Source organism: Streptomyces sp. NPDC048196, assembly GCF_040652715.1.
In the GTDB taxonomy this organism is placed as follows: Bacteria; Actinomycetota; Actinomycetes; order Streptomycetales; family Streptomycetaceae; genus Streptomyces; species Streptomyces siderophoricus.
The window spans coordinates 1-23,003 of sequence record NZ_JBEZMM010000055.1 but is presented as its reverse complement, the minus strand read 5'-3'; the positions used below and the strand labels follow the sequence as shown (position 1 = coordinate 23,003).

Below are 23,003 nucleotides of genomic sequence, written 5' to 3'. Positions count from 1 at the left end.
TGTCTTCGGCCTGCCCGCGGTCCGCCCGCCTGCTGTTTTCGCGACGATTCCGTTTCGCCCGTGCGATGTGTTGCCGTGCGATGGGTTGCCCTGCGGTGGGTTGCCGTCGGGACTGATTCGCCGGTGCGTGGGTCGCCGTCGGGACCGATCATGACGCAGCTGCGCACAGCCCGCGAGCCCTGTGGAAAAACCTGTGGATAACTCTGGTGAGAGATCCGCGTCTCACCCTCCGTACAGCTCTGAAGTCCCCCGGAAACACTCGCGTAGCATGGCGAGGAATCGTCCGGTACCCCCTGAGGACTGGAACGGAAGGCCATCGCCACGTGAACGCACATCCGCCCACCGAGGCCCAGGACCGCCCCGCCCGGCTGACCGTCGGGGTCGTCGGCGCCGGCCGGGTCGGCCCCGCCCTGGCCGCGTCCCTGCAGCTCGCCGGGCATCGCCCGGTCGCCGTGTCGGGGGTCTCCGACGCCTCCGTACGGCGGGCGGCCGAGTTGCTGCCGGACGTCCCGCTGGTCACCCCGGCCGAGGTGCTCGCCCGTGCCGAGCTGGTCCTGCTGACCGTCCCCGACGACGCCCTCGCGGGCCTGGTGAGCGGCCTCGCGGAGACCGGCGCCGTACGGCCGGGACAGCTGCTGGTGCACACCTCCGGGCGCTTCGGGACGGCGGTGCTGGACCCGGCCACCCGGGCCGGGGCGCTGCCGCTGGCGCTGCACCCCGCGATGACGTTCACCGGCACCTCCGTGGACGTCCAGCGGCTGGCCGGCTGCTCGTTCGGGGTGACCGCGCCCGAGGAACTGCGGATGGCCGCGGAGGCGCTGGTCATCGAGATGGGCGGGGAGCCCGAATGGATCGCGGAAGCGGATCGTCCGCTCTACCACGCGGCGCTGGCCATCGGCGCGAACCACCTGGTCACCCTGGTTGCCCAGTCGCTGGAACTGCTGCGTGACGTGGGCGTGCAGGCCCCGGACCGGATGCTGGGCCCGCTGCTCGGCGCGGCCCTCGACAACGCGCTGCGGTCCGGCGACGCCGCACTGACCGGCCCGGTGGCGCGCGGTGACGCGGGCACCGTCGCCGCCCACGTCGCCGAACTGCGCCGGCACGCCCCCCAGAACGTCGCCGGGTACCTCGCCATGGCCCGGGCGACCGCGGACCGGGCGCTGGCCCACGGTCTGCTGAAGCCGGAGCTGGCCGAGGACCTCCTCGGCGTGCTCGCCGGTGCCGCCCCCGACTCCTCGCCCACCACCGGCCCGAAGGGCCCGGGCCCGAACAGCCCCGGCCAGGACGGCCACCAGGACGGCCCCGGTCCGAACGAGCCGGGCCAGGACGGTCACGGCCCCGAGGGAGACGAGCGATGACCCTCCTCCACACCGCTGCCGCGCTCCGTGACCTGCCGCGCCGTAGTGGCACGCGGGCCGTCGTCATGACCATGGGAGCGCTGCACGAGGGCCATGCGACCCTCGTCCGCGCCGCCCGCCGGCGGGCCGGAGCGCAGGGCCAGGTCGTCGTCACCGTCTTCGTCAACCCGCTGCAGTTCGGGGCCGGCGAGGACCTGGACCGCTATCCGCGCACCCTGGACGCGGACGTCGAGCTGGCCCTGGCGGCCGGTGCGGACGCCGTCTTCGCGCCGTCCGTCGACGAGGTCTATCCGGGCGGCGAACCGCAGGTCCGGATCACCGCCGGGCCCATGGGGACGCGCCTGGAGGGGGCCAGCCGGCCCGGGCACTTCGACGGCGTGCTGACCGTCGTCGCCAAGCTGCTCCACCTGACCGCGCCCGACCTCGCGTTCTTCGGGCAGAAGGACGCCCAGCAGCTCGCCGTCATCACCCGGATGGCCGCCGACCTCAACTTCCCCGTCGAGATCATCGGCGTCCCCACGGTGCGCGAGGACGACGGCCTCGCCCTCTCCAGCCGCAACCGCTATCTGTCCGCCCCGGAGCGGCGCACCGCGCTGACGCTGTCCGCGGCCCTGTTCGCGGCCCGCGACCGGCTCACCGCCGAGGAGGCGCTGCGCGCCCGGGCCGCCTGCACGGCGCACGCGGCCCAGGACCGTTCGGCGGCGCTGGCCGCCCTCGGGGAGGACCGGGCGGCCGCCGATGCGCACGCCGTCGCGTACGCCGCCGCGGTCCCCCGGCACGCGCCGTCCGTCGCCCGCGCCGCCGCCCGCGCCGTCCTGGAGGACGCCGCCCGGCTCGACCCGCCCCTGGTGCTCGACTACCTGGCGCTGGTCGACCCGTCCGACTTCACGGAGATCTCCGACGCGTACGTGGGGGAGGCGATCCTGGCGGTGGCCGCCAAGGTCGGCACCACGCGCCTCATCGACAACCTCCGCCTCACCTTCGGCGCGGAGTCTCCGGCCTCCGCCGCCGCTTCCGATGACCGCGACGACGTGACGCCCGTCCACCAGGAAGCCCCGGCACCCGCCTCCGCCGCCCGCGAGCGGTCCGCCCCCGCGACCGCCGTACCGCCCACCCCACCCACCGGCCCCCTCGGAGCGACCCGATGACCGTGCCCGCCACCGGAACAGCCACCGGCCCCGGCCCCATACCCGGCACCGGCATACGCCTGAAGGCCCCCGCCCCCGGCTGGGCCATCGAGGCCGACGTCGTCGTCGTGGGATCCGGCGTGGCCGGGCTGACCGCCGCGCTGCGCTGCGCCGCGGCCGGCCGGCGGACCGTCGTGGTCACCAAGGCCCGCCTCGACGACGGCTCCACCCGTTGGGCGCAGGGCGGTATCGCCGCGGCCCTGGGCGACGGCGACACCCCCGAGCAGCACCTGGACGACACCCTCGTCGCGGGCGCCGGACTCTGCGACGAGGCGGCCGTACGCACCCTGGTGACCGAGGGCCCGGACGCCGTCCATCGGCTGATCGCGGCCGGCGCCCGCTTCGACACCACCCCGGACGGCGACGAGATAGCGCTCACCCGGGAGGGCGGCCACCACCGGCGCCGGATAGCGCACGCCGGCGGCGACGCCACCGGCGCCGAGATCTCCCGCGCCCTGGTCGAGGCGGTCCGCGCCGCCGGACTGCGCACCATCGAGAACGCTCTGGTCCTGGATCTCCTCACGGACGGGGCGGGCCGCACCTCCGGCGTCACCCTGCACGTCATGGGGGAGGGCCAGCACGACGGCGTGGGAGCCGTGCACGCCCCGGCCGTGGTCCTCGCCACCGGGGGCATGGGTCAGGTCTTCTCCGCGACCACCAACCCGCCCGTGTCCACCGGCGACGGCGTCGCCCTCGCGCTGCGCGCCGGCGCCGAGGTGTCCGACCTCGAATTCGTGCAGTTCCACCCCACCGTCCTGTATCTGGGGCCGGATGCGGAGGGCCAGCAGCCGCTGATCTCCGAGGCCGTACGGGGCGAGGGCGCGCATCTCGTCGACGCCGGCGGCACGCGTTTCATGGTCGGGCAGCACGAGCTCGCCGAACTGGCGCCGCGGGACATCGTCGCCAAGGCGATCCTGCGCCGGACGCTCGAACAGGGCGTCGAGCACATGTATTTGGACGGCCGGCACTTCGGCGCCCTGATGTGGGAGAGCCGTTTCCCCACCATCCTCGCCGCCTGCCGCAGCCACGGCATCGACCCGGTCACCGAACCGATCCCGGTCGCCCCGGCGGCGCACTACGCCTCCGGCGGTGTCCGCACCGACCTGCACGGCCGTACCACCGTGCCCGGCCTCTACGCCTGCGGTGAGGTCGCCTGCACGGGCGTCCACGGAGCCAACCGGCTCGCCTCCAACTCCCTTCTGGAGGGCCTGGTCTTCGCCGAGCGGATCGCCGCCGACATCGCCGGGGGCGGCCCCGCGCCGCGCCCCGCGGACGACCCCGCCCCGGTGGCCGACGGTGCGCCGGCCGCGCCCCGGACCACCCTCCCGCTGCTGGCTCCCGAGACGCGCACGGCCGTCCAGCGGATCATGACCGCCGGCGCCGGCGTGCTGCGCAGCGCCGAGAGCCTGGCCCGCGCCGCCGCCGAGCTCGACCGCATCCACCGGGAGGCCACCGAGGCGGCCGCAGCGGAGGCCGGCGCCCCCGAGGCCGCACAGAAGGCCCCCGAGCCCGGTGTGGAGGCCTGGGAGGCCACCAACCTGCTGTGCGTCGCCCGGGTGCTGGTCGCCGCCGCCCGGCGCCGCGAGGAGACCCGCGGCTGCCATTGGCGCGAGGACCACCCCGACCGCGACGATGCCTCCTGGCGCCGGCACTTCCGCATCACCCTGGACGCGGACCGCGCGCTGACCGTCCGTACCACCGAGGACGCCGGCTTCCCGCCGGCCCTCCCGTAGCCCGCCGGGCCCGCCCGCCCCGAAGACCCCCACCGACCACCCCATCCCGAAGACGGAGCCCATCCCGTGAGCAGCACCCCCGACGACCTCCCCCTCCTCCAGATCGGCGGGCCCCGCGGCGGCGCCCCCACCGGTGGCTGCGGCGACGCCTGCGGCTGTGGTGGCGGTGACGACGCCTCGTACGAGCTCGACCCGCTGACCTGCGGACTCGACCCCGATCTGGCCGCGCTCCTGGTGGCTGCCGGGCTCGACCCCGTCCAGGTCGAGGACATCGCGCACCTCGCCGTCGAGGAGGACCTCGACCAGGGCGTGGACGTCACGACCGTCGCCACCGTCCCCGAGGACGCCGTCGCCACCGGCGACTTCACCGCCCGCGAGGCCGGCACGGTGGCCGGTCTGCGGATCGCCGAAGCGGTGCTGTCCATCGTGTGCACCGACGAGTTCGCGGTCGAACGGCACGTCGAGGACGGCGACCGGGTCGAGGCCGGCACCAAGCTGCTGAGCGTCACCACCCGCACCCGCGACCTGCTCACCGCCGAGCGCAGCGCCCTCAACATCCTGTGCCGGCTCTCCGGCATCGCGACCACCACCCGGGCCTGGGCGGACGTCCTCGAAGGGACGAAGGCCAAGGTCCGCGACACCCGTAAGACGACGCCGGGACTGCGCGCCCTGGAGAAGTTCGCGGTGCGCTGCGGCGGCGGCGTCAACCACCGGATGTCGCTGTCGGACGCCGCGCTGATCAAGGACAACCACGTCGTCGCGGCGGGCGGGGTGGCCGCGGCGTTCACCGCCGTACGGACCGAGTTCCCCGGTGTGCCGATCGAGGTGGAGGTCGACCGGATCGACCAGATCCCGCCGATCCTCGCCGAAGGTGCCGACCTGATCCTGCTGGACAACTTCACCCCGGAGCAGACCAAGGAGGCCGTCGAGCTGGTCGCGGGCCGCGCGATGCTGGAGTCCTCCGGCCGGCTCACCCTCGCCAACGCCCGCTCCTACGCCGAGACCGGCGTCGACTACCTGGCGGTGGGCGCGCTCACGCACTCCTCGCCGATCCTCGACATCGGCCTGGACCTGCGCGAGGAGGACGGCGGGCACGAGGACGGCGAGGAGGCCGGCTCCCGGGACGCCGAGCCGCGTGAGGACCGCTGACCGCCATGCTGCTGACCATTGACGTGGGCAACACCCACACCGTCCTCGGGCTCTTCGACGGTGAGGAGATCGTCGAGCACTGGCGGATCTCCACCGACGCCCGCCGCACCGCCGACGAACTCGCCGTCCTGCTCCAGGGCCTGATGGGCATGCACCCGCTGCTCGGCGACGACCTGGGCGACGGCATCGAGGGCATCGCCATCTGCTCCACGGTGCCCTCCGTCCTCCACGAGCTGCGCGAGGTCACCCGCCGCTACTACGGCGACGTGCCCGCCGTCCTGGTCGAGCCGGGCGTCAAGACCGGCGTGCCGATCCTCATGGACAACCCCAAGGAGGTCGGCGCCGACCGGATCATCAACGCCCTGGCCGCGGTGGAGCTCTACGGCGGCCCCGCGGTGGTCGTCGACTTCGGCACGGCCACCACGTTCGACGCGGTCAGTGCGCGCGGCGAATACGTCGGCGGGGTCATCGCGCCGGGCATCGAGATCTCCGTGGACGCGCTGGGCGTCAAGGGCGCCCAGCTCCGCAAGATCGAACTGGCCCGGCCGCGCAGCGTGATCGGCAAGAACACCGTCGAGGCGATGCAGTCCGGCATCCTCTACGGCTTCGCCGGCCAGGTCGACGGCGTGGTCCACCGGATGGCGCGGGAGCTGGCCGACGACCCCGACGAGGTGACCGTGATCGCCACCGGCGGCCTCGCGCCCATGGTCCTCGGCGAATCCTCGGTGATCGACGCGCACGAGCCCTGGCTCACCCTCATCGGGCTGCGCCTGGTCTACGAGCGGAACGTCGCCCGGTCCTAGGAGGGGGACGGCCCGGCGCGGGAGGTCCGCCCGCGTCCGCCGTACCGGTTCTGTCGGTTTCTGCCGCGCCACCATTCACGAATTAAGCCGGTTTTGTCGGAATCGGTCGTAAAGTCGCCACATGCCAATGCCAAACGGAACCCGCGGCGGCATGGCGTTCAGCGCCGATGAGTTGCGTGTGCTCCGTCGCGCCCTCGCCCATGCCCTGACCACGACGTCCTCCGCCGCCCCGCCCGGCACCCCCGGGCCGGAGCGCGACCGGGACATCCAGGAATACCTCCGGCTGGCCGAGGCGGTCGACGAGGCGGTCCGCGAAGGCGGCCGGCTGCGCACCTTCCTGCTGGCCGACCTCGCCCGCTACCGCGACGCCCTGCCCGGCTCCGCCGCCGGCTACCTCGCGCAGCTGAAGGAGGCACTGGCCGCCGGGCACGTGCCCGGCCCCGACGACCTCGCCGCACTGCGCTCGCTGCGCACCCGCTGCGCCGGCGGGGCCGAACTCGCACGCCGCAGCGCCCTGCTGCGCCACTGCGAGCAACTGGCCGAACAATCCGTACGGGTGCGGCTCCGCGCGCTGCCAGGCGGCCGCTCAGGGGCCCGCAACGGCCGCGAACAGGAACCCGCGCGGGAGCCCGAACCCAAGCGGCCCCCGCAGCCGCAGCGCGAGCCGCGGCCCAAGGGCCCCCGCCCGGACCGGCCCATCCCCACGCCCGGCGAGGTCTTCCCGCCCCGCCGCAAGCCCGCCCCGCCCCCGGAGAGCCGCACCGCCTGAGTGCTGCGTACCCTGGCTGCGTACCCTCGGCGGCTTACGCCCTATAAGGAGGCCATACGCCATGGATTACGTCGCAGCCCTGCTCCCGCCCGTCGTGATGGCGGTGGCTTTCACCTGCCTGATCGTGACGATGATCAAGAGCCAGGGCGGTGCGAACAAGTCCAAGGAGGACGCCGCCGTGGACGCGGCGCTGGCCCGGACCGAGTCGTCGGGGGCGCCGGTAGCCTCGGGAACCTCGGTTTCCCCGGCGCCGAAGTCCACCGCGCACGGCGCCTGATCCGCCGGCCGCCGCACCGGCGGCCCGCACGCCTCCACGGCCCGGGACCGAGTGTCCCGGGCCGCCTCCTTTTCCGGCTTTCCCTCCTCCAAACGCAACGAGATCAACGGGCATTCTGGACATCTCCCACTATTGTTCTTGTGTGCCGAGACGCTTGGGTGATCTGGAAGACGCGGTGATGACGCGGGTCTGGGAGTGGAACCGCCCGGTCACCGTTCGAGAAGTCCTGGAAGATCTCCAGAAGGAACGGTCGATCGCCTACACCACGGTCATGACCGTATTGGACAACCTCCATCAGAAGGGCTGGGTGCGCCGCGAAGCAGAAGGCCGCGCCTATCGATATGAGGCGGTCTCCACCCGCGCCGCCTACGCCGCCGCACTGATGAACGAAGCGTGGTCCGCCAGTGACAACCCCGCCGCCGCACTTGTGGCCTTCTTCGGCATGATGTCGCCGGAACAACGGCAGGCTCTGCGCGATGCCGTACGGATGGTGCAGGTCGACGAGCCGGCGGAAGACCCGGAAGACACCGAAGGCACCGAAGGCACCGAAGGCACCGGAGAAGCCACCGGACAAGGCGAACGGGCGGAACAGACCGGCCCGGTGGAAGAAGACCGCACGCCCGCCGCACCGGAAGCGGCCGGCGAACCCGGAGCCGGCGAAGGGCGAGAACCCGGGGCGAACGCCGGCGGCAAGGGGCGATAGCGTCCCGGCATGCCCGCGCATTCAAAAGGCCTCACCGTCCGCCGCGCCAGGACCGGCGATGTCCCCGCCGTACGCCGTCTCATCGACGCCTACTCCCGCGACGGGATCCTGCTCGACAAAGCCACCGTCACGCTTTACGAGGACATCCAGGAGTTCTGGGTCGCCGAGCGCGACGAAGACGCCGAGGTCGTCGGCTGCGGCGCACTCCACGTGATGTGGGAAGACCTGGCCGAAGTGCGCACCCTGGCGGTGGATCCGCAGCTCAAGGGCGCCGGCGTGGGCCATCAGGTGCTGGAGAAGCTGCTGGCCACCGCGCGCCGGCTCGGAGTGCGGCGCATTTTCTGTCTCACCTTCGAAGTCGACTTCTTCGGCAAGCACGGCTTCGTCGAGATCGGCGAGGCCCCGGTAGACGGTGATGTCTACAGCGAGCTGCTGCGTTCCTATGACGAGGGCGTTGCCGAGTTCCTCGGCCTCGAACGAGTGAAGCCCAACACCCTGGGTAACAGCCGGATGCTTCTGCACCTGTGATGAGTGTTCTATGTCCGAATCGCTCCCCTATCTCATGGCTACGGAAGCATGCGTTCCCCGGTCTGCGGGCAAGTGAACCCTACCCAAGGGTTTGTGTTTTTCCCGGAAAAGCGGTTTGCTTTCCGTCGTAATCCGCATTCGATGAAAGGGAAACCGGTGGCACAGAAGGTTCAGGTTCTTCTTGTCGACGACCTCGACGGCGGCGAAGCCCACGAGACCGTGACGTTCGCGCTCGACGGTAAGGCCTACGAGATCGACCTCTCCGACAGCAACGCCGAGAAGCTGCGTGAGTCGCTCGCGGACTTCGTGAAGGCCGGCCGTCGTACCGGTGGACGTTCCGGCGGTCGTGGCAAGGCGCGTGTGGCGGCTTCCGCCGGCAGTCAGGACACCGCGAAGATCCGCGCTTGGGCGAAGGAGAACGGCTACAACGTCAATGACCGCGGCCGTGTCCCCGCCGACATTCGCGAGGCATTCGAGAAGGCCAACGCCTGATCGCCGCACACGCGGTCCGATTGGGCATTACGAGCACGCAACAACCGGGCACGGTGGCACTCCGTCGCCGCCGCGCTCACAAGCCGTACGAGGTCGGGGACGCCTCCACCGTCCCCGATTCCTGTCCCGAAGCCCGTGGCGGGCAGGGAATTCTCCGCCTCGTGCCCGGTCCGGGGAGGTCGCACCCATACCGCGGCCTCCCACGAACCGAATGCAGCAGGTGATGAGGGGTCGAAGGGGAACGCCGGTGCGGGCATCCTGCCGCCGGCCCCCCGCGCCGTGAGATCCCCGGCGAGTGCGCCCCACTCCAGCCATTCCAGGATTCCCGGAAGTTCCTCGGCGCCGCCCGGCGCGACGAGAACGAGCAATTTCGGCCGGTTACCCGGACGGTTCGCGTCGCCTCCCGGCCGCAGCAGCGCCACCGGGCCCAGCAGCGGCCACCGCCGCAGCACCGCACTCCCGGCGCCGGCCGGCATCTCCAGCACGTCGAATCGCACCCCGGTCAGCAGCTCCAGCGGCTCCGTAGGTGCCGTCGGCCATCCCATGCCGTCCTCGTAACGGCGACGGAGGGCGGAGAGCGGGCCCGAGGGGTCCTGCGGACCGGAGCCCTCGTGGGGGCCGTGGGCGGTGCGGGGGCGCGGGAGCACGCGGGGCATGACCGGTGCAACTGCCCGCAACCACGGAAGTTACGGTGAGTGCGGACCTGCATACGTACCGTGCTCGCGTAAGGGGCTCGGTGAGGCTTCCGGCGGCGTGCGGATGTTCGCCCGTAGCGGATGGAAGCGGCCCGCGCCGCATGGAGTGTCAGAGGCAGCGGGTAAGACAGTCTCAGTGGGAAGAGACGGTGTGACCGGCGCACGAAGCGCCTCGGCCCGGCTTTCGGCGGGATGCGGGCGGCGTGTCGGGGAAGGGCGCGTTCGCCACGGGCGTAGTGGCGGAGGGCGTATATGCCTGGCCTGCGGGAACATCGTCTCGCACCATCGAGTTGGAGCAGATGTCAGCTGTTCGGCAGTAAATTTCCCCGCCGGAGCGGGGGTGATCCGGACGGGTGTCGGCAGTTGGAATGAGCTGTCCCGCCCCGCGGGACTAGCATGCGGAAGGACAGGGAGGGGACCGACCCCTAACTGCCTGACCGCTCTGAGGAGCGATTAACGATGTTCGAGAGGTTCACCGACCGCGCGCGGCGGGTTGTCGTCCTGGCTCAGGAAGAAGCCCGGATGCTCAACCACAACTACATCGGCACCGAGCACATCCTCCTGGGCCTGATCCACGAGGGTGAAGGTGTCGCCGCAAAGGCCCTGGAGAGCCTCGGCATTTCGCTTGAGGCGGTCCGTCAGCAGGTGGAGGAGATCATCGGTCAGGGCCAGCAGGCCCCGTCCGGGCACATTCCCTTCACCCCCCGTGCCAAGAAGGTCCTGGAGCTGTCGCTCCGCGAGGCCCTCCAGCTCGGCCACAACTACATCGGCACCGAGCACATCCTGCTCGGCCTGATCCGCGAGGGCGAGGGCGTCGCCGCCCAGGTCCTCGTGAAGCTGGGCGCCGATCTCAACCGGGTGCGGCAGCAGGTCATCCAGCTGCTCTCCGGCTACCAGGGCAAGGAAGCCGCCACGGCCGGCGGCCCCGCCGAGGGCACGCCCTCGACCTCCCTCGTCCTGGACCAGTTCGGCCGCAACCTCACGCAGGCCGCTCGCGAGACCAAGCTCGACCCGGTCATCGGGCGCGAGAAGGAAATCGAGCGCGTCATGCAGGTGCTGTCGCGCCGTACGAAGAACAACCCGGTCCTCATCGGCGAGCCCGGCGTCGGCAAGACGGCGGTCGTCGAGGGCCTGGCCCAGGCCATCGTCAAGGGCGAGGTGCCCGAGACCCTCAAGGACAAGCACCTCTACACCCTCGACCTCGGCGCCCTGGTCGCCGGCTCCCGCTACCGCGGTGACTTCGAGGAGCGCCTGAAGAAGGTCCTCAAGGAGATCCGCACCCGCGGCGACATCATCCTGTTCATCGACGAGCTCCACACCCTCGTGGGTGCGGGCGCCGCCGAGGGCGCGATCGACGCCGCCAGCATCCTCAAGCCCATGCTGGCCCGGGGCGAGCTGCAGACCATCGGTGCCACCACGCTCGACGAGTACCGCAAGCACCTGGAGAAGGACGCGGCCCTGGAGCGCCGCTTCCAGCCCATCCAGGTCGCGGAGCCGTCGCTGCCGCACACGATCGAGATCCTCAAGGGCCTGCGGGACCGCTACGAGGCGCACCACCGCGTGTCCATCACGGACTCCGCGCTGGTCGCCGCGGCGACCCTGGCCGACCGCTACATCTCCGACCGCTTCCTGCCGGACAAGGCGATCGACCTGATCGACGAGGCCGGCTCCCGGATGCGGATCCGCCGGATGACCGCGCCGCCGGACCTGCGCGAGTTCGACGAGAAGATCGCCGACGTGCGCCGGGAGAAGGAGTCCGCGATCGACTCGCAGGACTTCGAGATGGCCGCGGGCCTGCGCGACAAGGAGAAGCAGCTCCTGTCCGCGAAGGCGAAGCGGGAGAAGGAGTGGAAGGCCGGCGACATGGACGTCGTCGCCGAGGTGGACGAGGAGCTGATCGCCGAGGTCCTGGCCACGGCCACCGGCATCCCGGTCTTCAAGCTCACCGAGGAGGAGTCCTCGCGTCTGCTCCGCATGGAGGACGAGCTCCACAAGCGCGTCATCGGCCAGAAGGACGCCATCAAGGCGCTCTCCCAGGCCATCCGGCGTACCCGTGCCGGCCTGAAGGACCCCAAGCGTCCCGGTGGCTCGTTCATCTTCGCCGGCCCGTCCGGTGTCGGTAAGACCGAGCTGTCCAAGACGCTGGCGGAGTTCCTGTTCGGCGACGAGGACGCGCTGATCTCCCTCGACATGTCGGAGTTCAGCGAGAAGCACACGGTCTCCCGGCTGTTCGGTTCGCCCCCCGGCTACGTCGGCTACGAAGAGGGCGGGCAGCTCACCGAGAAGGTGCGCCGCAAGCCGTTCTCCGTGGTGCTCTTCGACGAGGTCGAGAAGGCCCACCCGGACATCTTCAACTCGCTGCTGCAGATCCTGGAGGACGGTCGCCTGACCGACTCCCAGGGCCGGGTCGTGGACTTCAAGAACACCGTCATCATCATGACGACGAACCTCGGCACCCGGGACATCTCCAAGGGCTTCAACCTCGGCTTCGCGGCCCAGGGCGACACCAAGTCCAGCTACGAGCGGATGAAGAACAAGGTCAACGAAGAGCTCAAGCAGCACTTCCGCCCCGAGTTCCTCAACCGGGTCGACGACACCGTCGTCTTCCACCAGCTGACCGAGGACGACATCATCCAGATCGTCGACCTCATGATCGCCAAGGTGGACGAGCGGCTGAAGGACCGCGACATGGGCATCGAGCTCAGCGGCACCGCCAAGTCGCTGCTGGCCAAGCGCGGGTACGACCCGGTGCTCGGCGCCCGTCCGCTGCGCCGCACGATCCAGCGCGAGATCGAGGACGCCCTCTCGGAGAAGATCCTCTTCAGCGAGCTGCGTCCGGGTCACATCGTGGTCGTCGACACCGAGGGTGAGGGTGACAGCGCCAAGTTCACCTTCCGCGGCGAGGAGAAGTCCGCCCTGCCGGACGCCCCGCCGATCGAGTCCGCCACCGGCGGTTCGGGTCCCAACCTGAGCAAGGACGCCTGAGCGGAAACGCGCCTCACCGCGCAAAGCGGCCATAGCGCCCCAACCGAATAAATCGGAGCAGGTGCACCGGAACTGCCCGGAATCGTACGAAACGATTCCGGGCAGTTCCGTTTTCGTTTGTGTATCCGCCGCATACGGGTGCGCGGTATACCGCGGATACGCACGATGCAGTAGATACGGATGAGACACCCGACGCGGCAGAGCCATTGTTCCGGCACTTCCCCCAGCACTTCCCCAGCACTTCCGCGCCACTTCCGCAGCACTTCCGTGGTGCTTCCGCGGGCTTCCGGAACGATTAGCTCCGGTGATTACCGCCGCACCACACGAATTCCGTCCGGAACCCCCTGCACCGGCGGAATACGGCGGCCGATCCGCAGCGTGTCCAGATTCGGAAAGGCGGACAGCCACTCCATCGAAACGCCGAGGTCGTACGCGAGCCACAGCCGGGTCAGCCCCCCGGCCGGCGCGATGCCCTCGACCAGCTGGTCCGGCGTGAAGGGCCCGGCGATCCGCAGATGCGGACGGCCGCCCAGCCGGCGCAGCGCCTGAAGTTCCTCCGGGCCGGACACCGGGAAATACAGCTCGGCCGGATCGAGGTGGGCGATGATCTCGCGGGCGTAGCGGGCCGTGTCGTAACGCCGCCACGCCCCGGCGAGCTGCGCCCGGATGTCGTGGTGCGCCCGGTCGCGCAGCCCCGCCAGATAGTCGATCGCCATGTCGTCCGCGATCGAGGTGGCGGTGATCGCCAGCAGCACCGCCTCCCGGTCCGGGACGTCCGTGGGATCCGGCAGCATCTCCAGCACGATCGGCCCGATCCAGCCCAGCGCCCGCGCCGCCGACGGCGTACCCGGGCGCACCATGTCCCGCGTGAAGCGCTGCACCCGCGCCCGGACCGCCGGATCCAGCTCCGCGGCGTGCTCCAGACAGGCCGCCGCCAGCAGCTTGCGGTGCCGGGCCTCCGCGGCCCGCACACCCGGGTGCGGGGCCAGCAGCCCGTCCAGCAGCGCCGCGCACTCGTCCGGCCGGGCCAGCGCCACCGCCATCCGGATCACGTCCTCCCACGCGTCGTGGTGCGCGTGCTCCAGCAGCAGCGTGAAATCGTGCCGCTGCACCACCGCCCGCGCGGACAGATAGTCCTGGAACGTGCGGTGCACGAAGTCCACGGTGCCGGGCGTCGGCTCGCGCAGCAGCCCGGTCCGATTGAGCAGATGCCGGAACACCTCCTCCGGCCCGCCCTGCCGCGCGGCGTCCGGAACGGCCGGCAGATGCTCCGCCAGCGTCGCCACCGCCGTCGCCCGGTCCATCTCCGAACGGCCGTGGACCAGCATCCAGTGGGCCAGCTTCTGCAACAGCTGGATCTTCGGCTGCCGGGTCAGCTCCACCCCGTCGGGCGCCCCCATCGCCCGCTCCCGGTCCCGCCGCTCCAGCAGCATCGACAGCGCCGCGTCGTAGAGCTCCTTGCGGCCGTGCGGCAGATAACCGCGCCGGTCGCGGTGGAGGGCGCACAGCAGCCCGCACATCAGCGGATTGGTCGCCAGCCGCCCCAGATCGCGGGTGATCCGCACCGCGTTGAGCAGCGTCCGCTCGTAATCGGCGAGCCGGTCGAGGTCGGCCGGGCGCTGCTGGGCCGCCGCCCGGTGCCAGCGCTGGATGAACGCGGCGACGTCCTCCCGGCTCATCGGCGCCAGCGCCACCTCCGCGAAGCCCTCGGCGGCCAGCCAGTTGCCGGGCACCGCGGACGGCCGGGAGGTGACGATCCAGACGTTGCCCGGGTAGCGGCCGGCCCACTCGCCGAGCTTGCGGCGCAGCTGCTCCCGCTCCTCCTCCGGCGCCTCGTCGACCCCGTCGACCAGCAGCAGCGCCCGCCCCTCGGCCAGCACCCGCTCCGTCCACCCGGCCGGCGCCCGGTCCGCGTCCTGATGGCCGACGGCGTCCAGGAACGTCTCCGGATCGGGCAGTCCCGCCCGCGCGAAACGGCGCACCGGCAACAGGAACGGCACCCGGCCGCGCAGCTCCGCCAGCGCGTCCGGCAGCTCGTCGCGGGCCGTGGCGACGGTCAGCCACTGCAGCAGCGTCGTCTTGCCGGACCCGGCCACCCCGCGCACCAGCACCCGACCGTGCCCGGCCAGCGCCCGCTCGGCCGGCAGCGGCGGCTCGTCCTCCGGGGACCCCGGCTCACACTGCAGCCCCAGATAGGCGGCGTCCAGCGGCCAGCTGTCCGGGGAGTGCGCGAGGTCGATGCCGTAGATGGTGAGGTGGTTGTGGAGAGCAGCGGTGCGCCGCGCGTACTCCTCCTCGAAGGCGGCCTCCCTCAAGGCGTCCTCCTTCAAGGCGTCCTCGTCGAAGGTGCCCTCCTCGAAAGCGGCCTCGTCCACGGTGGGTTCGTCGACGGCCTCGGCGGGGGCGCGGCCCGGCGGTGCGGCGGTGGCCGCGGCGCCCGGCCCGTGGATCAGCTCGGCGAGCGTACGGGTCTGCTCGGGAAGGGCGTGGGCCACGTACGGCGAGCGCCGGGTGAGGAAGTACAGGACGTGCCGGGCCACCACGTCCACCAGCAGCCCGTACAGCCGCGCACGGTCCCCCGCGAGCCGGCGGGCGGCGCCGGGCACCTGCGCGCACAGCCGGCGGGCGAACTCCGCGGGCAGCAGCCGCGCCGCGTCGACGTCGTCCATCCCGGTCCCGGCCAGCGCCCGCAGCGTACGGGCCAGCGCGGCGGCCAGGCCCGGGTCCGCGCCACCGGTCGCCTGCTCGACGAGGGACACGGCGAGGTCGTCCAGCCCGGCCCCGCTCAACTCCGGCTTCTCACCGGCGAACGACACCAGCAGCGCGATCGGAACGGGCCGGCCGACCAGCTCGGTGACCGGCCCGTCGGTGCGGAACAGCTTGCGGACGAGGGGATCGACGGTGTGCGGGGCGAGACGTGCGGCGAGGCTCATGGGATCCATGGATTTCCCGTAACTGCGGTACCGGGCAGGGGGGTTGAGTGCCTGTGGTGCGGTCCGGCCAGCCTAGGCGCGGGGGCGGGGACGGAGGGTGAGTTCGACGCCGGGCGGGAGGTCGGGGGCGGGGTCGGGGCGGAGGTCGAAGAGACCGACTTCCTGCAGTTCGGACAGGCCGGTCAAGGGGGGAAGGGCGATCGGGGTGCCGAGCGTGCCGTAGAGGTGGAGATTGCGGAGGCGGGGGAAGGCCGGCAGCAGCGTTGCCAGCAGCGCGCTCAGCCGGGGAGCGGAGACCTGTGCCGGATTGACCAGGTTGAGGGTCGTGACCTGGGGGAGCCGCACGCCTGCCGGGAGGTGCAGCGACACCCCGTCGGATGCCACGCCCACGGACAGCCAGTGCAGTTCCTCCAACGAGGCCAGCTCGACCCATTGGGCCTCGCCGAAGGCGTCCGTGAGCCGCGGGAGGGACAGGGTGCCCAGACCGGGCCAGCGTGCCAGGCCGGCGAGCTCGGCACCGAGGGGTTGGCCCAGTGACAGATGGGCCAACGGGGCGCCCGCGGGCAGCGCCGCGGTGCCGTCCGGCAGCCGGGTGAAGACGCCCAGCGTGGTGAGGCCGGTCAGCGCGTCGAGCCCGGGAGGGGTCGCCAGGTCCTGCCCCGGCGGCGCGGCGAGGTTCAGCGTACGAAGGCCGAGGTCCGCGAGCGGGGTGAGGCTCTCGACCGCGGGGCAGCCCCACAGCGAGAGCCACTCCAGGTGCGGGAACGCGTGGAGGAAGCTCAGGTCGGTGATCTCCGGATTCGCCTCGATCGCCAGGCTTCTGAGGGGCTCGTGGACCAGCTCGTCGAGGAGCTGGCGGGCGGTGAACGAGCCGTTCACCACGATGCGTCGTCGCCCCCCGAGCGCCTTGAGTGTGCGCAGCTGCTCGATCGACCCGGCGGTGATCGTCACCTCCTCGTCGAGGTGCCGGAGGACGTCCCGGGCATAACGCTCGGTGTCGAACGCCTCCCAGGACGTGGCGAGTTGGTGCCGGGCCCCAACCGCCGCGTGGCCCCGGAACCGCTTGATCACCTCGAACGCCGCATCCGACCCGACCAGCGCCGCCGTCGCCACCACCTCCTGCGCCTCGTCGTCCTCCAGCCCCTCCGGTCCCGGCAGCAGCTCCACCACCAGCGGCCCCACCGAGGCCAGCAGCCGTGATTCCTCCCGGCTGCGCGGCGGCAGGATCGCCCGCGCCCGCGCGTTCACCTCCTCCCGTACGGCCGGGTCGAGCTCCGTCGCGTGCTCCAGGCAGGCCAGGGCGAGCAGATGGACCCGCAGCCGGGTCGCCGCGTCGTCGGCGGCGTCTCCGGGGACGAGCAACTCCCGTAGCAGCTCGGCCCGTTCGCGCGGCCGGGCGTGCGCCACCGCCATCCGGATCACGTCCTCCCACTGGACGTCCTCCGCATGCGCCACCAGCAACCCGATGTCACCGTCCTCGACGGCCGCCTTCGCGCCGAGGTAGTCCTGGAACGTGCGATGGACGAACTGCACCGAACCGGCCACCGGCTCGCGCAACAGCCCGCTGCGCAGCAGCAGATGGCGCAGCACGGCCGCCGCGTCCCCCTGCCGGGCGGCCGCCGGCACCGCCGGCAGCGCCTCGGCGACGATCCGCTCGGCCCGGTCCCGGTCCAGCTCCGTCCGGCCGTTGCGGATCAGCCAGTACGCCAGCCGCTGCAGCAGCTGGATCTGCGGCTCGTCGTTGAGCTCGATGCCCGTGGGGGCGGCCATGTCGCGTTCGCGGTCGCGGCGGGAGAGCAGCATGACCAGCGCCGCGTCGTACAGCTCCTTGCGGCCGGTGGGCAGATAGCCGCGCCGGTCGCGGTGCAGGGCGCAGATCAGCCCGCACATGAGGGGGTTGGTGGCGAGCCGGGCGAGGTCCTGCTTGGTGTGGACGGCGGCCAGCAGCGACTGCTCGTACGCGTCGAGGCGGGCGGGGTCCTCGGCGCCGCGGCGGGCCGCGTCGTGCCAGCGGCCGATGAACGCGGTGACCTCGGCGCGGCGCAGCGGCGCCAGCGTCAGCTCGTCGAAGCCGTCGGAGGCGAGCCAGTCGTCGCGCACCGCGGAGGGCCGGGTGGTGACCAGCCACAGGTTCTCCGGGAACGCGTCGAGCAGATCGCGCAGCCAGCGCCGGGCCCGGTCGCGCTCGTGGTCCGGGATCTCGTCCAGCCCGTCGACGAGAAGCAGGCCCCGCCCGGAGGCCAGGACCCGGTCGGTCCAGCCGTCGGGCCGGGCGCCGGACAGCGGGCAGCCGACGGCCGTCAGGAAGCGGTCCGGGGTGGGCAGCGGCGCACCGTTACGGGTGAGGGTGCGCAGCGGCAGGACGAACGGGATCCGGCCGTAGAGGTGGGGGAGGGGCGTCTCGCCGGGGGCCTTGGTGCAGGAGACGGCCAGCCACTGCACGAGGGTGCTCTTGCCGGAGCCGGCCACACCGCGCAGCAGCACCCGGTCGCGGCCGGCCAGGGCCTGGTCGGCGGGCAGGGGCGCCGGGGCGCCGGCCGGGTGGGCGCCGTCCTCCTCCCACGGGGCGGTGGTCTCCGGTCCGCGCCCGGCGGCCGGCGTCGCCGCGAGGCTCATGTACGCGGCGTCGAGCGGCCACCGGTCCGGGGAGTGGGTCAGGTCGATGCCGTAGATGGTGAGCCGGCTGTGTTTGCGCGCCACGTAGGTGAGATAGCTGCGCTCGAAGGCGAGGTCCGCCGCCCGCGGGGACGGATGCCGTTCGAGGAACGCGTCCATGGTGGTGATCAGGCCGTCCAGGCTGCGGCTCTGCTGGACGAGGGTGCGGGCGACGAAGGCCGAGCGCCGGCTGAAGAAGTGCACGATGTGCAGGCAGGCGGTGTCGAGCAGGGCGCGGTGCAGCAGCTCGGCGTCCCGGGACAGGCCGCGGGCGGCGGACGGAGCCGCGGCGAGCAGGCGGCCGGCGAGGGCACCGGCGCCGAGACGGACGGCCTGTACGTCGTCCATGTCGAGGTCACCGAGGGCGTGCAGGGTGTCGGCGAGCGCGTCGGCCACGGCCCGCTCCTCGTCCGCGGGGACCGGCCGTTCGCCGGGGCCGCAGCTGCGTAACGCCCGCTGCACCAGCTCCGCGGCGAGTTTGTGCAGGTCCTTGCGGGTGAGGGTGCGCTGCTCGCCGGTGAAGGAGACCAGGGCGGAGATCCGTACGGGGGCCGGGACGAGGCCGGCGCCCGGCCCCTCCTTGACGAAGAGCTTCCGGACGAGCGGGGCCACCGCGCCGGACGCGAGCCGGACAACCACTGCTGACGGGTCCATCGTGTGCGCCGCCTCCCCCTTGGCCGGTGATCCGCGACCGGTGGTCCGTGACCGGTGATCCGCTGCCGGTGGTCCGTGACCGGGGGTCCGCGGCCGGTGGTCCGTGACCGTGATGTGGCCGGTGATGTCGTGGGGCCAGGCTAGCCGGGACGGTGTGGCGGCGGTCACGGAATTCGCCATCCCGCGGCCCCGGACAATCCCTCCGCAATAACCGGATCAGCGCCCGCGAGTAATGCGGGTCACAGCCTTCCGGTAATCCAGGTCACATCGCCCGGGTAACCCAGGTCACAGAAAAGCCGGGCCGGTGGTGACATGGCGCACAGCCGGATTTGGGCCTACTAGCGGAATTAGAAGAAAGGGCGGGTGGGGAGGCAGGGCTTTTCCGGGGGTGGAGCGGGGTGCGGCGGGGGTGGCGGCCCGAGCGGGACCACCACCTGGGCAACGTATGGGTAAAAGCCCTGATCAGCCGCAGTTTTGGCGGCGGCCCTGCTGTCCGGAATGCGGTGATTCGTACGGGTCATGCAAAGGCCCGGGCGGAATGCAAGAGGCTCTTTCCCGACGTCTTTCGTACGGGCCTGCCTAGTAGCAGGGGCTCTTGGCGGGGCGGCCCGGACCGGTTACCAAGGAATGGCGCTTCCGGGCCGCAGCCGGACTCGCGAAATCCCTGATCTCCCTGATCCATTCCGATCTCGCAGATCTTCCTGATCGAATTCCGGAAGGAAAAAACCCGCATGTCGAAGTTCGCCGCCATTCGCCATTCCAAGAACTCCGCCGGTACCCAGAAGACCGCGACGTCCCTGCTGCGCCGCCGGGCCGCCGTGGTGGCCGCCGGTGTCGGTGTGACCGTCGCGCTCGGCGCCGGTGCCGCCTCCGCCGCCGACGGTGGTCTGCTGGGCCTCACCTCGCACGTCGGCTCGACCGTCAGCGCGCAGGCCGACGCCCAGGCCAAGGCCGCCACCAGCGCCAAGGCCGCCGCGGCCAAGGCCGAGAAGGACGCGGCCAAGAAGGCCGACGCCTGGGTCAAGCCGGTCGACAAGTACACGCTGGGTGAGCCCTTCGGCATCCCCGGCAGCCACTGGGCGCACAAGCACAGCGGCCAGGACTTCGTCGTGCCGAGCGGCACCGCGGTCAAGGCCGTCCACCAGGGCACCGTCATCAAGGCCGGCCCCTGGGGCGGCGGCGACGGCCCGGCCTACGGCAACGCCATCGTGATCCAGCACGCCAACGGGGTGTACACCCAGTACGCGCACCTGTCAGCGATCCAGGTCCACGTCGGCCAGCAGGTCGGCGCCGGCCAGCAGATCGGCCTGTCCGGCAGCACCGGCAACTCGACCGGCCCCCACCTGCACTTCGAAGTCCGCACCGGCCCCAACTACGGGTCGGGCATCGAGCCGACCGGATTCCTGCGGGCTCACGGCGACGCCGTCTGAGCTGAATCCGGCCGGGCTGGCCGGCGGTTCGGCGGGTTTGCCGCCGTGACCAGTTCTGTGGCGACCTCGAGGATGGCCCTGCGCTTCTCCTCGGGGTCGCCTTCGACGTGCTGCATCGCGAACATGCCCGCGTGCATGGAGAACAGCGCCGTGATGCAGCGCACCTGATCCGTCAGCTCCGCATCGTCCTCCTTCAGGAGGCCGAAAAGGGTCAGCATGCGCGCCTTGAAGGTCTCGCCGATGCTCAGATCGCGCACCGCGGCCTGGTTCTCCTGCATGAAGCGGAACAGCGGCTCGGCCGAACGCAGAGCCTCGTTGTAGCGGCGGATCACCTCAAGCTTCGTCTCCAGCGTCCGCGGCTGCCCCTCCGCCCAGGCGATCAGCTCGTCGCACGGCCTGGCCAGGTCCTGGAACAGGCTGATGACGATGTCTTCCTTGGTCTTGAAGTGGTAGTACAGCGCCGCCTTGGTGACCTCCAGCTTCTCCGCGATCTCCCGGAGCGAGGTCTTCTCGTAGCCGTGCTCGGAGAACAGTTCCAGAGCGACGTCCTGAATGCGCTGGCGGGTGTTCCCACGGCGCGTCTGCCCGGTGCTCATGGTGCTCTCCTGCGTCGTCGGTGCTGGTGGGAGGCGTGCCCAGGACCGGGCCAAAGAAACTTACTTGACGCCCGGCTAGTTAGCGGCCTACCTTCCTCACTGTACTGAACTAGCCGGGCGGCAAGTAAGTAGGAGAGAGTGAGTGATGGGGAAGTCGCAGCCTGCGACCCCGACGGGGGACGGACGAATGACCGCGACCGGGGCGAATCCCCCGGACGCACCGCAGGGCAAAAAGCCTTCGAGCGTGCGGATGGTGGTCTTCGCGCTGATGATCGCGATGCTCCTCGCGATGCTGGACAACATGATCGTCGGCACCGCGATGCCGACCATCGTCGGTGAACTGGGCGGGCTGGAGCACCTGTCCTGGGTCGTCACCGCCTACACGCTCGCGACCGCCGCCTCGACCCCGATCTGGGGCAAGCTCGGCGACATGTACGGCCGCAAGGGCGTCTTCCTGACCTCCATCGTGCTCTTCCTGGTCGGCTCCGCACTGTCCGGCATGGCCCAGGACATGGGCCAGCTCATCGGCTTCCGCGCGGTCCAGGGACTCGGTGCGGGCGGCCTGATGGTCGGCGTCATGGCGATCCTCGGCGACCTGGTCCCGCCGCGCGAACGCGGCAAGTACCAGGGCATGATGGCCGGCGTGATGGCCGTCGCCATGATCGGCGGCCCGCTGGTCGGCGGCACCCTCACCGACCACCTCGGCTGGCGCTGGAGCTTCTACATCAACCTCCCGCTCGGCGCGATAGCCCTGGCCATGATCACCGCGGTGCTGCACCTGCCGAAGAAGCGCTCCAAGGCCCGCATCGACTACGTCGGTTCCGCACTGCTCACCCTCGGCATCACCGCCCTCGTCCTGATCACCACCTGGGGCGGCACCGAGTACGACTGGCTGTCGACGCAGATCGTCGGCCTCGGCGTCTTCGGTGTCCTCGCCCTGATCGCGTTCGTCCTGGTCGAGCGCAAGGTCGCCGAGCCGGTGCTGCCGCTGCACATCTTCCGCAACGGCAACTTCTCGCTCGTCACCGTGATCGGCTTCCTCGTCGGCTTCGTGATGTTCGGGTCGATGACCTTCCTGCCGCTGTTCCAGCAGACCGTGCAGGGCGCCTCGGCCACCAACTCCGGCCTGCTGCTGCTGCCGATGCTGCTGGCGATGATGGTCGTCTCGCTGTTCGCCGGCCGGGTCACCACCCAGACCGGCAAGTACAAGGTCTTCGTCGTGGTCGGCGGCGGTCTGATCACCGCGGGCCTGGCCGTGCTGTCCCTCATGGACACCGGCACCAGCCGCTTCACCTCGGGCCTCTACATGGCCGTGCTCGGCGCCGGCATGGGCTTCCTGATGCAGACCACGATGCTGATCGCCCAGAACAGCGTCGAGCTGAAGGACATGGGCGTCGGCTCCTCCTCCGCCACCCTCTTCCGCACCATCGGCGGCTCCTTCGGCGTCGCGATCCTCGGCGCGATCTTCACCAACCAGGTGCAGTCCACGATGGTCGAACGGCTCGGCAAGGCCGCCGGCGCCAAGATGACCGGCGGCGGCGCCCAGATGGACCCCAAGCGCATGGCCCAGCTCCCGCCCATGATCAAGGACGCGTACGCACACGCGGTGGCGAACGGCACCCACCAGGTCTTCCTCTGGGGCGCCCTGGTCAGCATCATCGGCTTCGCGGCCGCATGGTTCCTCAAGGAGGTCCCCCTGCGGGGTGGGGCCGCACCCAAGGCGGCCCCCAGCCCGGAGGAGCGGGTGCCGGCGGCTGTCTGACGCCGTACGTAGCCGTCTGCGGCGTCGCGGGGCGTCTCGCCGTTGCGCTTTGCGGCGCCGCGCACGTACCCGTCTGTCCCGCCGCGGGGCTTGCTCGCCGTTGCGCTTTGCGGCGCCCGCACGTACCTGTCTGCTGCGCCGCGGGTGTTGTTCGCCGTTGCGCCTGCGGCGGGCTGGGTGTGTGTGGGTGCGGTGACGGACCTCCGGGGCCGGTGTTTGGGACTGCTGTCGCTTTACGTCCCAAACACCGGCCCCACCGGCCCCTCCCCACCCCGTGAGGGGTTGGAAGTAGGT

17 protein-coding genes are annotated in these 23,003 nt (G+C 71.5%); 13 read left to right on the top strand and 4 right to left on the bottom strand.

What is annotated here, in order from left to right; translation table 11 throughout:
• Positions 1 to 323: 323 nt before the first annotated feature.
• The 10 genes from AB0E02_RS33390 (at position 324) to AB0E02_RS33345 (ending at position 8,999) form a co-directional block, all read left to right on the top strand.
• The gene (locus AB0E02_RS33390) at positions 324 to 1,358 is read left to right on the top strand and encodes a DUF2520 domain-containing protein (RefSeq protein ID WP_362146540.1); all 1,035 of its coding nucleotides are present in this window, start codon (positions 324 to 326) and stop codon (positions 1,356 to 1,358) included.
• Positions 1,355 to 2,506 carry a pantoate--beta-alanine ligase gene (gene panC / locus AB0E02_RS33385; RefSeq protein WP_362146537.1) on the top strand — a complete coding sequence of 384 codons (1,152 nt, stop codon included), beginning with the start codon at positions 1,355 to 1,357 and terminating at the stop codon, positions 2,504 to 2,506. Before AB0E02_RS33390 ends, panC begins: the two co-directional genes overlap by 4 nt.
• Positions 2,503 to 4,278, top strand: a complete 1,776-nt coding sequence (locus tag AB0E02_RS33380; RefSeq protein WP_362146534.1) for an L-aspartate oxidase — start codon at positions 2,503 to 2,505, stop codon at positions 4,276 to 4,278. The genes panC and AB0E02_RS33380 overlap by 4 nt, the downstream gene beginning before the upstream one ends.
• A 66-nt stretch (positions 4,279 to 4,344) precedes the next feature.
• Positions 4,345 to 5,427 carry a carboxylating nicotinate-nucleotide diphosphorylase gene (gene nadC / locus AB0E02_RS33375; protein WP_201810397.1) on the top strand — a complete coding sequence of 361 codons (1,083 nt, stop codon included), beginning with the start codon at positions 4,345 to 4,347 and terminating at the stop codon, positions 5,425 to 5,427.
• Positions 5,428 to 5,432: 5 nt separating this feature from the next.
• A complete protein-coding gene (locus AB0E02_RS33370; RefSeq protein ID WP_030416769.1) occupies positions 5,433 to 6,230 on the top strand; it encodes a type III pantothenate kinase in 798 nt (265 codons plus the stop codon).
• A gap of 151 nt (positions 6,231 to 6,381) precedes the next feature.
• The gene (locus AB0E02_RS33365; protein WP_030416768.1) at positions 6,382 to 6,999 is read left to right on the top strand and encodes a hypothetical protein; all 618 of its coding nucleotides are present in this window, start codon (positions 6,382 to 6,384) and stop codon (positions 6,997 to 6,999) included.
• Positions 7,000 to 7,060: 61 nt separating this feature from the next.
• Positions 7,061 to 7,276: a hypothetical protein gene (locus tag AB0E02_RS33360; protein ID WP_362146530.1), complete on the top strand. Its 216-nt coding sequence runs from the start codon at positions 7,061 to 7,063 to the stop codon at positions 7,274 to 7,276.
• A gap of 142 nt (positions 7,277 to 7,418) precedes the next feature.
• Positions 7,419 to 7,979 carry a BlaI/MecI/CopY family transcriptional regulator gene (locus AB0E02_RS33355; protein WP_362146527.1) on the top strand — a complete coding sequence of 187 codons (561 nt, stop codon included), beginning with the start codon at positions 7,419 to 7,421 and terminating at the stop codon, positions 7,977 to 7,979.
• A gap of 9 nt (positions 7,980 to 7,988) precedes the next feature.
• Positions 7,989 to 8,507 (top strand): amino-acid N-acetyltransferase, encoded by a 519-nt coding sequence (locus AB0E02_RS33350; RefSeq protein ID WP_362146524.1) that lies wholly within the window; start codon positions 7,989 to 7,991, stop codon positions 8,505 to 8,507.
• A gap of 156 nt (positions 8,508 to 8,663) precedes the next feature.
• Positions 8,664 to 8,999, top strand: a complete 336-nt coding sequence (locus AB0E02_RS33345; RefSeq protein WP_362146586.1) for an Lsr2 family protein — start codon at positions 8,664 to 8,666, stop codon at positions 8,997 to 8,999.
• Here AB0E02_RS33345 and AB0E02_RS33340 read toward each other — a convergent pair.
• Positions 8,930 to 9,544 (bottom strand): SCO3374 family protein, encoded by a 615-nt coding sequence (locus AB0E02_RS33340; RefSeq protein ID WP_362146584.1) that lies wholly within the window; start codon positions 9,542 to 9,544, stop codon positions 8,930 to 8,932. The two genes, AB0E02_RS33345 and AB0E02_RS33340, sit on opposite strands and share 70 nt — an antisense overlap.
• A 609-nt stretch (positions 9,545 to 10,153) precedes the next feature.
• Between AB0E02_RS33340 and AB0E02_RS33335 the strand changes: the two genes are divergently transcribed.
• On the top strand, positions 10,154 to 12,679 hold the full coding sequence (locus AB0E02_RS33335) for an ATP-dependent Clp protease ATP-binding subunit (protein WP_030416763.1): 2,526 nt from the start codon (positions 10,154 to 10,156) through the stop codon (positions 12,677 to 12,679).
• 308 nt (positions 12,680 to 12,987) lie between these two features.
• Here the strand turns inward: AB0E02_RS33335 and AB0E02_RS33330 are convergent, their stop codons facing one another.
• The gene (locus AB0E02_RS33330; protein WP_362146520.1) at positions 12,988 to 15,621 is read right to left on the bottom strand and encodes an NACHT domain-containing protein; all 2,634 of its coding nucleotides are present in this window, start codon (positions 15,619 to 15,621) and stop codon (positions 12,988 to 12,990) included.
• A 63-nt stretch (positions 15,622 to 15,684) separates the two neighbouring features.
• Positions 15,685 to 18,921, bottom strand: coding sequence for an NACHT domain-containing protein (locus AB0E02_RS33325; protein WP_362146517.1), 3,237 nt, complete (start codon positions 18,919 to 18,921; stop codon positions 15,685 to 15,687).
• 731 nt (positions 18,922 to 19,652) lie between these two features.
• Between AB0E02_RS33325 and AB0E02_RS33320 the strand changes: the two genes are divergently transcribed.
• A complete protein-coding gene (locus AB0E02_RS33320) occupies positions 19,653 to 20,351 on the top strand; it encodes a M23 family metallopeptidase (protein WP_362146514.1) in 699 nt (232 codons plus the stop codon).
• On the opposite strand, the gene AB0E02_RS33315 is transcribed toward AB0E02_RS33320, so the two are convergent.
• Positions 20,333 to 20,947, bottom strand: a complete 615-nt coding sequence (locus AB0E02_RS33315) for a helix-turn-helix domain-containing protein (RefSeq protein ID WP_351535509.1) — start codon at positions 20,945 to 20,947, stop codon at positions 20,333 to 20,335. The two genes, AB0E02_RS33320 and AB0E02_RS33315, sit on opposite strands and share 19 nt — an antisense overlap.
• Before the next feature lie 187 nt (positions 20,948 to 21,134).
• Between AB0E02_RS33315 and AB0E02_RS33310 the strand changes: the two genes are divergently transcribed.
• Positions 21,135 to 22,709: an MDR family MFS transporter gene (locus tag AB0E02_RS33310; RefSeq protein ID WP_362146510.1), complete on the top strand. Its 1,575-nt coding sequence runs from the start codon at positions 21,135 to 21,137 to the stop codon at positions 22,707 to 22,709.
• The last annotated feature ends 294 nt before the right edge of the window (positions 22,710 to 23,003 follow it).

Excerpts from the sequence above, each read along its gene's own strand:
- AB0E02_RS33315 (WP_351535509.1), bottom strand. The coding sequence starts at position 20,947 with ATGAGCACCGGGCAGACGCGCCGTGGGAACACCCGCCAGCGCATTCAG.
- AB0E02_RS33380 (WP_362146534.1), top strand. The coding sequence starts at position 2,503 with ATGACCGTGCCCGCCACCGGAACAGCCACCGGCCCCGGCCCCATACCC.
- panC (WP_362146537.1), top strand. The coding sequence starts at position 1,355 with ATGACCCTCCTCCACACCGCTGCCGCGCTCCGTGACCTGCCGCGCCGT.
- AB0E02_RS33360 (WP_362146530.1), top strand. The coding sequence starts at position 7,061 with ATGGATTACGTCGCAGCCCTGCTCCCGCCCGTCGTGATGGCGGTGGCT.
- AB0E02_RS33350 (WP_362146524.1), top strand. The coding sequence starts at position 7,989 with ATGCCCGCGCATTCAAAAGGCCTCACCGTCCGCCGCGCCAGGACCGGC.
- AB0E02_RS33320 (WP_362146514.1), top strand. The coding sequence starts at position 19,653 with ATGTCGAAGTTCGCCGCCATTCGCCATTCCAAGAACTCCGCCGGTACC.
- AB0E02_RS33325 (WP_362146517.1), bottom strand. The coding sequence starts at position 18,921 with ATGGACCCGTCAGCAGTGGTTGTCCGGCTCGCGTCCGGCGCGGTGGCC.
- AB0E02_RS33365 (WP_030416768.1), top strand. The coding sequence starts at position 6,382 with ATGGCGTTCAGCGCCGATGAGTTGCGTGTGCTCCGTCGCGCCCTCGCC.
- AB0E02_RS33310 (WP_362146510.1), top strand. The coding sequence starts at position 21,135 with ATGACCGCGACCGGGGCGAATCCCCCGGACGCACCGCAGGGCAAAAAG.
- AB0E02_RS33340 (WP_362146584.1), bottom strand. The coding sequence starts at position 9,544 with ATGGGATGGCCGACGGCACCTACGGAGCCGCTGGAGCTGCTGACCGGG.
- AB0E02_RS33330 (WP_362146520.1), bottom strand. The coding sequence starts at position 15,621 with ATGGATCCCATGAGCCTCGCCGCACGTCTCGCCCCGCACACCGTCGAT.
- AB0E02_RS33335 (WP_030416763.1), top strand. The coding sequence starts at position 10,154 with ATGTTCGAGAGGTTCACCGACCGCGCGCGGCGGGTTGTCGTCCTGGCT.
- AB0E02_RS33370 (WP_030416769.1), top strand. The coding sequence starts at position 5,433 with ATGCTGCTGACCATTGACGTGGGCAACACCCACACCGTCCTCGGGCTC.